The sequence below is a fragment of the Rhizobium sp. BK196 genome (genome assembly GCF_014193255.1).
GTDB lineage: Bacteria > Pseudomonadota > Alphaproteobacteria > Rhizobiales > Rhizobiaceae > Rhizobium.
Map to the genome: position 1 here is coordinate 289,250 of NZ_JACHZB010000005.1, position 12,811 is coordinate 302,060.

8 protein-coding genes and 1 pseudogene are annotated in these 12,811 nt (G+C 60.3%); 7 read left to right on the forward strand and 2 right to left on the reverse strand.

The features are described 5' to 3' along the window. Window positions 1-704 precede the first annotated feature (704 nt). The 7 genes and pseudogenes from FHT78_RS18865 (at window position 705) to FHT78_RS18895 (ending at window position 10,533) form a co-directional block, all read left to right on the forward strand. Entirely contained in the window at window positions 705-3,485 is a 2,781-nt protein-coding gene (locus FHT78_RS18865; RefSeq protein ID WP_246715347.1) for a M16 family metallopeptidase, read from the forward strand. 166 nt (window positions 3,486-3,651) lie between these two features. Then, a complete protein-coding gene (fdhA, locus tag FHT78_RS18870) occupies window positions 3,652-4,842 on the forward strand; it encodes a formaldehyde dehydrogenase, glutathione-independent (RefSeq protein ID WP_183747216.1) in 1,191 nt (396 codons plus the stop codon). Window positions 4,843-5,339: 497 nt separating this feature from the next. Then, window positions 5,340-7,688: a calcium-binding protein gene (locus FHT78_RS18875; protein ID WP_183747219.1), complete on the forward strand. Its 2,349-nt coding sequence runs from the start codon at window positions 5,340-5,342 to the stop codon at window positions 7,686-7,688. Between the two features lie 124 nt (window positions 7,689-7,812). After that, window positions 7,813-8,084 (forward strand): annotated as a pseudogene (locus tag FHT78_RS18880) (hypothetical protein); the annotation flags it as partial. A 78-nt stretch (window positions 8,085-8,162) separates the two neighbouring features. After that, window positions 8,163-8,669, forward strand: coding sequence for a helix-turn-helix domain-containing protein (locus FHT78_RS18885; RefSeq protein ID WP_183747607.1), 507 nt, complete (start codon window positions 8,163-8,165; stop codon window positions 8,667-8,669). 95 nt (window positions 8,670-8,764) lie between these two features. Then, complete coding sequence (gene fabF / locus FHT78_RS18890) at window positions 8,765-10,030, forward strand: beta-ketoacyl-ACP synthase II (protein ID WP_183747222.1); 1,266 nt, start codon at window positions 8,765-8,767, stop codon at window positions 10,028-10,030. 74 nt (window positions 10,031-10,104) lie between these two features. Next, on the forward strand, window positions 10,105-10,533 hold the full coding sequence (locus FHT78_RS18895; RefSeq protein ID WP_183747225.1) for a DUF4864 domain-containing protein: 429 nt from the start codon (window positions 10,105-10,107) through the stop codon (window positions 10,531-10,533). Here the strand turns inward: FHT78_RS18895 and tgt are convergent, their stop codons facing one another. Then, entirely contained in the window at window positions 10,534-11,667 is a 1,134-nt protein-coding gene (gene tgt / locus FHT78_RS18900; RefSeq protein WP_183747228.1) for a tRNA guanosine(34) transglycosylase Tgt, read from the reverse strand. It lies immediately after the preceding gene. Continuing rightward, a complete protein-coding gene (gene queA, locus FHT78_RS18905) occupies window positions 11,664-12,749 on the reverse strand; it encodes a tRNA preQ1(34) S-adenosylmethionine ribosyltransferase-isomerase QueA (protein WP_183747231.1) in 1,086 nt (361 codons plus the stop codon). The genes tgt and queA overlap by 4 nt, the downstream gene beginning before the upstream one ends. Window positions 12,750-12,811: the final 62 nt, after the last annotated feature.

A 12,811-nucleotide genomic window follows, 5' to 3' on the forward strand; every position in this document is an offset into this window, starting at 1 on the left:
AGTGCCGCCGGCGTCCTTCAGGGATGCATTTTGAGCGGGCAAGAACAACAGCGGGTGCAGGAGGAGAGGGACGGAGGAAAGAAATTAATGCAGGACGCACTGAAGGGAGGTTTTGCGCCAAGCGAAGGTGGGTCGGGTCAGACCACCCGGGGCACTTCCCCTACTCCGACGACACCGACCACGCCCACCACCCCAGCTGCTCCGAGTGGCTCGCCCAGCACCGGTACCGGCGGGGTTCCACTCTGAAGGCGGCAGCCGGGCTCAAGGCTGTCTAATAATCAGCGGGACGCGGCCCGATCTCCATCCACGCGCCCCGCCGTGTTGTGCCAGTGGGTCGCCCCTCGTCGCCGATCGCCGTGCTCGGGACGGCGAAAATGCCAGCCATCCACGGCGAAGCTACCAATCGACGCCTTCGTTGAACGAAACGCGGCCCGATCGCCGCATCTTCCAGTCGACGTCTCGCCTCTGACAGCCTGACGACATCGTAGCTTTCATCAGCTTTAACAAGTAGTCGGTCCGACGCGCGCCTGGGACGATTTAGGAAAAGCATCCGTCCCGAAAATAGGCGTTGATGTGAGATGCAACCTAATTGATAGTCTGGCCAACATCACACCGTGCCAACCAGTTAAAGAGAATGCTTTAAACCTATGAGATTTCAAAGTTTTTTGCGATTCCTGTTGGCGATCGCGCTTGCTGCAACATTTATGTCGGGATTGCCGGCTCGTGCTGAAAGCCCGTCCGCACCCTGGCCGCAGACGCTCAGCGACCTGCCGGCCGAACCTGGCATCCACTTCGGTACGCTCGAAAACGGCATGCGGTTTGCGATCATGCGCAACGCCACGCCGCCGGGACAGGCGGCGATCCGTTTCCGGATCGGCGCCGGGTCGCTCGACGAGCGGGATGATCAGCAAGGGCTGGCGCATTTCCTCGAACATATGGCCTTCAAGGGCTCGACGCATGTTGCCGGTGACGAGATGATCCGCATCCTGCAGCGCAAGGGCCTGGCCTTCGGGCCGGACACCAATGCCAACACGTCCTATGATGAGACCGTCTACGCACTCGATCTTCCCGAGGTCGATGCGGACACGCTTTCGACCGGCCTGATGCTGATGCGCGAGACGGCGAGCGAGCTGACATTGGATGCCGGCGCCTTCGCCCGTGAGCGTGGCGTCATCCTGTCGGAAGAGCGACTGCGCGACACGCCGCAATATCGCGCCGCAATCGGCGTCACGAACTCCCTGCTTGCTGGCCAGCGCGTGACGATGCGCGCGCCGATCGGCAAGATCGACATTATCAGCAATGCGCCTGTCGATCTGTTGCGTGATTTCTACCATGCGAACTATCGGCCCGATCGCGCCACGCTCATCGTGGTCGGCGATGTCGATCCCACTGCCATGGAACTGGAAATCAGGCAGCACTTCGGCGATTGGAAGGTCGCTACCCCTGCCCCGCACAGGCCCGATCTAGGCACGCTGAAGCCGAAAGGCGAAAGCGCCGAGGTCATCACCGTTCCGGGCGGCACAACAAATGTCCAGATCGCCTGGACGCGACCCTATGATGCTTCGCCTGACACTTTTGCCAAGCGGCGCCAGCAGCTGGTTGAAGATCTCGGTCTCCTGGTACTCAAACGTCGGCTGGGCGCCATGGCCAGCAGAGCCGATGCACCTTTCATCAGCGCCTCCGTCGGTTCTCAGGATCTGTTCGACTCCGCCCATATCGTTGTCGTCATGGCGAATTCCGAGACAGACAAATGGCAGCAGGCGCTCGTGGCTATCGATCAGGAACAGCGTCGTTTCCAACAATTCGGCGCCGAGCAGACCGAGCTTGATCGCGAAATCGTCGAATATCGCTCTCTCCTTGAAGCCGCCGCCGCCGGTGCTGCGACACGCACGAGCACCGACATCGCTTCCATGCTGGCGAGCAGCGTGGATGACAATCAGGTCTTCACCTCCCCCGCGGAAAATCTTTCGATGTTCGAGACGATCACCAAGGACCTGACAGCGGCCGAGGTCAACGAGGTTGTCGCAGGTGTCTTTTCCGGGAACGGCCCGCAGCTCGTCCTGCAGACCGCTCAAGCGCCAAAGGGCGGCGCCAGCGGCATCAGACAGGCATATGACGCCTCCCGTGCCGTTCCAGTCACCGCGCCGTCCGCTGCGGCAGCGGTCGTCTGGCCCTATACCCATTTCGGTGAACCTGGCGCTGTCGTCGAACGTCGCGTCGTCGAGGATCTTGGCCTGACCATGGTGCGCTTTGCCAACGGCGTGCGGCTGACCATCAAGCCGACCAAGCTGCGCGCCAACGAAGTGCTGGTGCGCGAGGATATTGGTCGCGGCCGGCTGGGATTGCCAAATGACCATCCCCTTGCGATCTGGACATCGCCGGCCGTCGTCCTGTCGGGCACCAAGGCTATGGATTACCCGGATTTACAGAAAGCGCTGGCCGCCAAAATCGCCGGCATCGATTTCTCGGTGGATGACAGCTCCTTCCAGTTCACCGGCCAGACACAGACGGGGGATCTTGCGACGCAATTGCAGATCATGGCAGCTTACACTTCCGATCCCACCTACCGACCGGAAGTTTTCAAGCGAGTCCGACAAGCCTACTTGAACAACCTTGATCAATATGAGGCGACGCCAGGGGCCGTCATCGGCCGCGATTTCGCAGGCCTCGTGCATTCCGGCGACCCGCGCTGGACGTTCCCGGACAAGGCGCAATTGTCCGCCACGAAACTGGAAGATTTCGAAGCGCTGTTCCGGCCGCAAATTTCCGCAGGCCCCATCGATGTCACCATTGTCGGCGACATAACGGCGGACGAGGCAATCCGCCTGACGGCTGAAACCTTCGGGGCTTTGCCGGCTCGCCCGGACGCGACAATAGACAATGTTGCAAACGATGTGCGTTTCCCTGCCCCCACCGAAAAACCCGTCATGCGGACCCATAACGGCCGGGACGATAACGCCGCGGCGATTGTCGCCGCCCCCGTTGGCGATATGCTCTCGGATATTCAGCGGGGCTTTACCGCCAACGTCGCCGGCCAAATCTTCGAAAACAGGCTGATCGACCAGTTCCGCATTGCCGAAGGCGCGACCTATAGTCCACAGGGCGCAATGGACCTGTCGTGGGACATTCCTGGCTATGGCTACGCCTATCTCTATGTCGAGACGACGCCGGACAAGGTCGAGAATTTCTATGCGCTCGTGGACAAGATCGCTGATGATCTCAGGTCAAACGATGTCTCGCCGGACGAACTGGTCAGGGCCCGGGCTCCGATCATCGAAACATTGAAGCATCAGCAGCAGAGTAACGAATATTGGGTGCAGTATCTGAACGGCGCTCAAACCGACCCTCGCCGTTTGGAACGGATACGCGACAATCTCAGCGGCTACGACAAAGTCACCGTCGATGATATCCGCCGGTTTGCCATGACCTACTTCCAGCCGGATAAATTCTGGAAATTCGAGGTGCTGCCGGCCGCGGTACGATAGCCACTGCGAGCTTTGAAGGCGGCGGCATGGTCCGGTTTTGCTGGTTTCCGCCTGCAGGGCGTCGCTTTCGGGACGGCGCTCGGATCTTTCTGGTCTACTCTATGACAAGCAATCGCTGCGGGAGGAGCTGTAGCGCGTTGCCTTGATTTCAACGGAGGAGACGGAAATGAGCAAGAACCGTGGCGTCGTCTATTTGCGGCCCGGAAAAGTGGAAGTCCGCGACATCGACGATCCGAAACTCGAGGCGCCGGATGGCCGCCGCATCGAACATGGCGTTATCCTGAAAGTCATCTCCACCAATATCTGCGGCTCAGATCAGCACATGGTGCGCGGCCGCACTACGGCGATGCCGGGCCTCGTGTTGGGACACGAGATTACCGGTGAAATCATTGAAAAAGGCATCGATGTGGAAATGCTCGATGTCGGAGACATCGTGTCCGTGCCCTTCAATGTGGCCTGCGGGCGCTGCCGCTGCTGCAAATCACAGGACACCGGCGTCTGCCTGACGGTCAATCCGTCACGTGCCGGCGGCGCCTACGGCTATGTCGACATGGGCGGCTGGATCGGTGGCCAGGCTCGTTATGTCACGGTCCCCTACGCCGATTTCAACCTCTTGAAAATCCCCGATCGCGACAAGGCGATGGCCAAGATCCGTGATCTCACCATGCTCTCCGATATCCTGCCGACTGGTTTCCACGGCGCGGTCAGAGCCGGCGTCGGCGTCGGCTCTACCGTTTACGTCGCAGGTGCAGGCCCGGTCGGTCTTGCAGCGGCGGCATCCGCCCGCATCCTCGGCGCGGCCGTCGTGATGATTGGCGATTTCAACAAGGACCGCCTCGCCCATGCCAGCCGTGTCGGTTTCGAAGCCATCGATCTGTCGAAGAGCGACCGGCTCGGAGATATGATCGCGCAGGTGGTCGGCACCAATGAAGTGGACAGCGCCATCGATGCCGTCGGCTTCGAAGCGCGTGGACATTCCGGCGGTGAACAGCCGGCGATCGTGCTGAACCAGATGATGGAGATCACCCGCGCCGCCGGCTCCATCGGCATTCCCGGCCTCTACGTCACGGAAGATCCAGGTGCAGTGGACAATGCGGCCAAGCATGGCAGCCTCTCGCTTCGTTTCGGCCTTGGCTGGGCGAAGGCGCAGTCGTTCCATACCGGCCAGACACCGGTGCTCAAATATAACCGCCAGCTCATGCAGGCGATCTTGCATGACCGGCTTCCGATCGCCGACATCGTCAATGCGAAGGTGATTTCGCTTGAGGATGCCGCCCAGGGCTATGAGAGCTTTGACCAGGGTGCGGCGACGAAATTCGTCCTCGATCCGCATGGCACAATCGCCAAGGCGGCCTGATCGATACGATGTGCCGGGGCGGAAACGTCCCGGCATTTCCTATCGGGGTTGGCCGCCCCTCCCCCCATACTGAGTTTTCGAGGCTCGCCGCTTCTGGCTCATACGCGCGGTGCTCTGCGCCGCTGCGGGCCCGTCAAGACATCCCTCGCAAATCGATGCGACTTTGCCTGCATTTGCGACGTCATCCTATAATTGGTGGCGCCAAAGCGGACGTCGATCTTCTCTCTGAGCGCGAACCAGTCGCTATAGCGTGTCCGTTGGCGACCACGCGTTCTCGCTTTGTTAGCGAGGTCTCCCCGATCCTTCCACTGTCAGCGTGCGACGTCCGTACAATATCGGGTTAATGCCAAAGCATCAGCCGCAATTATCTGTGGAACAATACAATATAGTTAACGCAATCATAACTTTGGCGGATTCTACTGTGAAGCAGGGCTGCGTTTGATGGAATCACTATACGTTGGAAGTAATCTTTTCTACTTCCAAGGGAGGATTGTGAAATGACCCAAGCCACTCGAATTACAGATGTTATCGATTCATTCGGAATCGATACACATATCGACTATACCGATGGAAAATATTCGAATATCGCGGAAGTTGTGAAAGCCCTGGATTATCTTGGCCTCGACACAGTTCGCGACCACGCCCCCACTCCCGCCTCCGACCCTTATGGCCAAGGCCATCTTGGGGATGCGGCAGATGCGGGCGTCAAGTTCGTTTTCGTCTCCGGGCGGGACGATACTCCCGCCACTGTGGTCCAGCGACTGCACGCCTTTGTGGAAGCGCATCCCGGCGCAGTCGTCGGCATTGAAGGCCCGAACGAGGTCAACAACTGGCCGGTGTCCTATAAGGGGCTTTCGGGAGAGGCTGCGGCGCTCGCATATCAAAAGGACCTGTTCAACGCGGTGAATGCCGATCCGCTGTTGAAGGACATTCCGGTTCTCGGCTTCACCGGTTACACGGTTGCCTCTTCCAACGATTACACGACGATCCACACCTATGCGAAAGAGGGCGACCAGCCCTTCTCCTGGCTTTCGCGTGAATCCGGCGACCAGATGCGGGCCGATCCCGGCAAGCCGCTCACCATCACCGAGATCGGCTATCACACGTCGCTCACCGCCGATACCAATGGCGGGTGGGAGGGCGTCGACGAGACGACGCAGGCAAAACTGCTTCTCAATACACTGATGGACGGCGCCTTTCTCGGATCGGAGGGGACCTTCATCTATCAGCTTCTCGATGCCTATTCCGATCCGGGAGGCGCCGACCAGGAAAAGCATTTCGGGCTGTTTCGGCTGGATTACACCCCGAAGCCGGCGGCAACGGCGATCCACAATCTGACAGACATTCTCGAAGATGACGGCGCGACGCAGGCGACGTTCAATCCGGGGACGCTCAACTACACCATCAACGGGCTACCTTCCACCGCGCGCAGTTATCTGACGGAGAAATCCGACGGAAGCTACCAGATCATTATCTGGAACGAACCCGATATCTGGAACCAGACGACCGACAAAGCGATCCAGGCGACGACGGCCAGCGTCAACGTGAATCTGGGCGGAGCTTTCGGGACGGTGCAGGTCTACGATCCGTTGACGGGCAACGTGCCGATCAAAAGCTTTAGCAACATCTCCTCCCTCAACGTGGATGTGGTCGATCACCCCATCATCATCAACATCGCTGCTCCATCTGCCGCCCTGCAGGAGCCCGGCCACATCTATGGCGGCGCCGGAGACGACACATTCACAGTCACTTCCCCGACCGACATCGTCGATGAAAGCCGCGGCGGTGGAACAGACATCGTCATGTCGTCGATCAGCTTCAGCCTGGCGGATACCGCACATGCGGTCGGCGCCATCGAGAACTTGACGCTGACCGGTAACGCCAACATAAACGCTACCGGCAATGAACTCGGCAATGTTCTCGTCGGCAATAACGGGGACAACGTGCTGGATGGCGGGGCAGGCGCAGACCGGATGACGGGCGGGCGCGGCAACGATACCTACATCGTCGACAACTCCAACGATGTCGTTATCGAGGCTGGCGCGTCCGGCAATGATACCATCAAGTCAACGGTCTCCGTCAGCCTGGCGGATAAGGATCATGTGACCGGCAACGTCGAAAATCTGACCCTCCTCGGGTCGGCAAACATCGATGCGACGGGTACGGTCATGAACAACATCCTTACCGGCAATTCCGGCAACAATATTTTCGACGGCGGCAGAGGCGAAGACCGGATGATTGGCGGCCTCGGCAACGACACCTACAAGGTGGATTCGGCAGGCGACATCGTCGATGAAACAGGCGGCAACGGCAATGATACCGTTAATGCATCCATATCCTACAATCTGGCGAACACGCTTGGTACGGTCGAAAATCTGACGCTTATCGGCACGGGATACATCAACGCCACGGGCGATGGCGGAAACAATGTACTGACCGGCAATGTTGGAGCCAACGTGCTTTCAGGCGGCGCCGGAAACGACCAGCTCATCGGCGGCAATGGCAACGACGTTCTGAACGGCGGAGCTGGAGCCGATCATTTCATCTTCGATCTCAAGCCAAATGCCTACAAAAACATCGACAAGATCGAGGACTTTTCGACAAGCGCCGGCGATAAAATCGTGCTTGACCACGAGGTCTTTGCGGCGATCGATCCCGAGAATTTTTCCGCCGAAAACTTCGTGCCCGGCACCAAGGCCCTGGATGCGAACGATCGTCTGATCTACGATCAATCGACCGGGAACCTCTTCTACGACGCCGATGGAAACGGGCGCGGAGCGGCCGTGCAGGTTGCGACATTTTCCAACCTGGCGCCGCTCCATCATGATGACTTCCTGTTCCTTTGAGAGCAGGCTGGCTATTCAAGCGGCGAACCTGCGTGGGCTCCTTTCCGGAGCCCCTTTTTTCCTTCTCGCACGCAGATACCGCACCACATTGTCGGTGCGCCCCATCAGACAAGCGCAGAAATCATTGCCCTGTGTCGCCTATATCGTTCACCTCATTGCCGCCTTCCTGACCAACAGCCTGCCACATTTCGTCAACGGCGTCAGCGGCAGGCCCTTTCGAGCGTCTTTCGTTCGGCTGCAGGGTGCTAAGCTCAGTTCACCGGTTACCAATGTCCTCTGGGGCTGGTTCAATTTCCTCGTGGCCTTCCTTCTCTTCGCCAATGTCGGCCCGCTCTATATCGGAACCCCGTCGACGCGATTTTCGTTGCGGCGGGCGCTCTTCTAACCGGTGTGGTGCGGCGCAGATCTTCGGGCGAGACAACGCCTGAACTAGTGACTTGCATGATGCAAGTAACTTCTGTAGTGACTTTCATCATGCAACGAACAAGCTTCGCCAATTTCAAATGCCCGGCCGCCCGCGCGCTCGACAGCGTCGGCGACTGGTGGAGCATGATGATCCTACGCGATGCCTTTCACGGACTGACGCGCTTCGACCAATTCCAGAAAAGCCTTGGCGTGGCGCCCAACATCCTGACGCGGCGGCTCGCGCATCTGGTCGATGAAGGACTGTTCGAAAAGCGCCTCTACAACGAGCGCCCTGCCCGCTACGAATATGTGCTGACGGACAAGGGGCGCGATTTCTTCCCCGTCCTGATGGCCCTGTTTTCCTGGGGACGCCGGCACGTTCCGCAAGAGGATCTTGCGTTCCTGCTCGGCAATGCCGCTTCCGGCGAGGAACGACAACCCGTGCTGGTGGATGCAGCCAGCGGCGAAGAATTGAAACCCGAAAACACCTGTCTGCTGCCGGGACCGGCTGCTGACGAAGGCGACCGCGAACGGATCGCCCGCATGCGCGCCTACTATCTCGGCATCGACGCGTAGAGCATTTCCAATGCTCTATCTCTTTGTTTTTACGCAGTTCCGAACGCAAACCAGCTCCGCAGTCTTGCTGGAATTGCTTTAGAAAGGAAAAATCCATGGAACGCATTGTTGTCACCGGCATGGGACTTGTTTCGCCGCTTGGCGTTGGCGTCGAGACCACATGGAACCGGCTCGTCGCTGGCGGTTCGGGCCTGCGCGTTCTCCCCGAAGATATGGTCGGCGATCTCGCCGCCAAGGTCGGTGGGGTCGTTCCCTCCATCAATGAGGATGCCGAAGCCGGTTTCGATCCCGACCGCGCCGTGCCGCCCAAAGACCAGAAGAAGATGGATCGCTTCATCCAGTTCGCTATGATGGCGTCAGACGAAGCGGTGCGCCAAGCCGGCTGGATGCCGGAGAGCGTGGATGCGCGCGAGCGGACGGCGACGATCATCGCCTCCGGCGTCGGCGGCTTTCCGGCGATTGCGGATGCGGTGCGCACGGCTGAGACGCGCGGCGTGAGGCGGCTCTCGCCCTTCACTGTGCCTTCCTTCCTCGTCAATCTCGCGGCCGGTCAGGTGAGTATCCGCTACGGTTTCAAAGGCCCGCTCGGGGCGCCTGTAACGGCCTGCGCGGCAAGCGTTCAAGCCATCGGCGACGCGGCGCGGCTGATCCGCTCCGGTGAAGCTGACGTCGCTATCTGCGGCGGCGCCGAAGCCTGCATCGACAAGGTGAGCCTCGGCGGCTTTGCGGCAGCTCGCGCACTCTCAAGCGGCTTCAATGACCGGCCCGAACTGGCCTCGCGTCCCTTCGACACGGCGCGCGACGGTTTCGTGATGGGCGAAGGGGCCGGCATTCTTGTCATCGAAACACTTGAGCATGCGCTGGTGCGCGGCGCGACACCTCTTGCCGAACTCGTCGGCTACGGCACGGCCGCCGACGCCTACCATATGACGGCTGGACCAGAAGACGGCGACGGTGCACGCCGGGCGATGGAAGCGGCATTACGGCAGGCCGGTATCCCGGCCTCGGAGGTCAAGCATCTCAATGCGCATGCGACCTCGACACCGGTTGGTGACAAGGGCGAGATCGCTGCAATCGGAACAGTCTTTGGCCGCGATGGCAGCGTTGCCGTCAGCGCAACCAAATCGGCGACGGGTCATCTTCTGGGTGCTGCAGGCGGGCTCGAAGCGATCTTCACGATTCTCGCACTGCGCGACCAGATCGCTCCGCCGACGCGCAATCTGGAAACGGCCGATCCGGCGGCCGAAGGCATCGATCTCGTGGGCAAGGTGGCGCGCAAGGTAGGGATGGAATATGCGATCACCAACGGCTTCGGTTTCGGCGGCGTCAATGCCAGCGCCCTCTTCCGCCGCTGGTCCTGAGTCCTGGTTTATCGGGCTCTTTCCTTGCGCGCAAAATAGCCTACACTTCTGCTGACATAGCCGGAGATGATCCTATGCGCGCCTTCTTCGCAGTGCTGGTTCTGTGTGCTGTATCCGTGATGTCAGGCATGGCCGCCCGCGCCGAAGATCCCGTGCAGGCAACACAGACGATGATCGAGGAGCAGATCAGGGCATTCCTCAAGGACGATGCGGATACCGCCTATTCGTTTGCTGCGCCTGGCATTAAGGCCATGTATCCAGACAAAAACGTCTTCTTCGCGATGGTGAAGAAAAGCTACGAGCCGGTCTATCACCCCGGCAACTATGCCTTCGGTCGCAGCAGATCGATCGACGACGGAGCAATGATCTATCAGGAGGTGCTGATCTCAGGTCGAGACGGCAAGGACTGGACGGCGATCTATCAGGTCGCTCGCCAGCCCGACGGCAGCTTCAAGATCAACGGCGTGCAGATCGTGCCGAATGCCGAGAGCAAAGGCATTTGATCAGACGGGCTCGAGATCGCCCCTCGCCCATTCCTCGATCGTTTCCGCCATGAAATCGGCGAAACGACCTTCGGCAATCGCCTTGCGGATGCCCTGCATCAGTTCCTGATAGTAGTTCAGATTGTGCCAGGAGAGCAGCATGCCGCCGAGCGCCTCGTTGGCGCGGACAAGATGGTGGAGATAGGCACGTGAATAATCGCGCGTCGCCGGGCAGTTCGACTGTTCGTCGAGCGGGCGCATGTCTTCTGCGTGGCGGGCGTTGCGGATATTGACCTTGCCGCGGCGGGTGAAGGCCAGACCATGGCGGCCCGAGCGGGTTGGCATTACGCAGTCGAACATATCGATGCCGCGGGCAACGGATTTCAGGATATCGTCAGGTGTGCCGACACCCATCAGGTAGCGCGGTTTTTCACCCGGCAGGGCCGGAAGTGTTTCTTCGAGCATCTTCAGCATCACATCTTGCGGCTCGCCGACTGCAAGGCCGCCGACGGCATAGCCCTTGAGGTCGAGTTTGGCGAGTTCTTCAGCAGAGCGGACACGCAGGGCCGGCACGTCGCCACCCTGGACGATACCGAACATCGCCTTGCCAGGCTGGTTGCCGAAAGCGACCTTGCAGCGCTCGGCCCAGCGCAACGAGAGCTCCATGGCGCGCTCGATTTCCTTCGGCTCGGCCGGCAGAGCCACGCATTCATCGAGTTGCATCTGGATATCCGAGCCGAGCAGCCCCTGGATTTCGATGGAGCGCTCCGGCGACATATGATGCAGGCTGCCGTCGACATGCGACTTGAAGGTGACGCCCTGCTCATCGAGCTTGCGCAGGCCGGACAGCGACATGACCTGAAAGCCGCCGGAATCCGTCAGGATTGGATGCTCCCAACGGATGAGCTTGTGCAGGCCGCCGAGGCGGGCGACACGCTCCGCCGTCGGGCGCAGCATCAGGTGGTAGGTATTGCCGAGGATGATGTCGGCACCCGTCTCGCGCACCTGGTCGAGATACATGGCCTTGACCGTGCCGACCGTACCGACCGGCATGAAGGCCGGTGTGCGGATCGTGCCGCGCGGCATGGAAACTTCACCGAGGCGCGCGCCGCCATCGGTCTTCTTTAGGGTGAACTGGAAGTTCTCAGTCGTCATCGGTCTTTCCGGAAAAGAAGGCTCGCGTCGCCGTAGGAATAGAAGCGGTAGCCTGTCGAAATGGCATGTTTATAGGCCGCGTGCATGGTGTCGAAGCCGGCGAAGGCCGAGACCAGCATGAACAGTGTCGAACGCGGCAGGTGGAAATTCGTCATCAGGATATCGACCGCCTTGAAACGGTATCCGGGCGTGATGAAGATGCCGGTCGCGCCGGCCCAGGGCTTGATCTCGCCGCTCTCCTCTGCAGCGCTCTCGATCAGCCGCAGCGAGGTCGTGCCGATGCAGATGATGCGCCCGCCCCTTTGCCGCACGGCATTCAGCTTCGCAGCGATCTCGGCGCTGACATAGCCGCTTTCGAGATGCATCTTGTGATCGTCGGTATCTTCGGCCTTGACCGGCAGGAAGGTGCCGGCGCCAACGTGAAGCGTCACGAAATGCCGTTCGATGCCAGCCTTGTCGAGCGCCTCGAACAGATCAGGTGTGAAATGCAGGCCGGCGGTCGGGGCAGCGACAGCTCCTTCCTCCCGCGCATAGATCGTCTGGTAGTCGGCGCGGTCGCGCTCATCCTCCGGCCGCTTGGCGGCGATATAGGGCGGCAGCGGAATATGGCCGACGCTGGCAATGGCCTCATCGAGCGCAGGGCCGGAGAGGTCGAAGGAGAGCGTCACCTCGCCCGCTTCGCCCTTTTCCTCGACGGTCGCATCGAGCGAGCCGATCATGCAGCTTTCGCCGCCATGGCCGAAGGCGATACGGTCGCCCTCCTTGATGCGTTTTCCGGGCTTGGCGAAGGCCTTCCATTTGTTGGCGCCGATGCGCATGTGGAGTGTGGCCGAAACCTGCTGGCCGCCGGCGCCCTCGCGATGGCGAATGCCTTCGAGTTGGGCCGGAATGACCTTGGTATCGTTGAAGACCAGCGCATCGCCTGCCTGCAGGAAAGAGGGCAGATCCGAGACGCGGTGATCGGAAAGCACTATCCGCGCATTCGGATCGACGACGAGCAGCCGCGCGCTGTCGCGCGGCTCGGCGGGCCGCAGCGCAATGCGTTCATCCGGCAGGTCGAAATCGAAGAGGTCTACGCGCATCGAGGCACTTTCAGGCAAAGCGAAACCCGCCCCGCGCTCGCGCGCAAGGGCGGGTTCCAGCA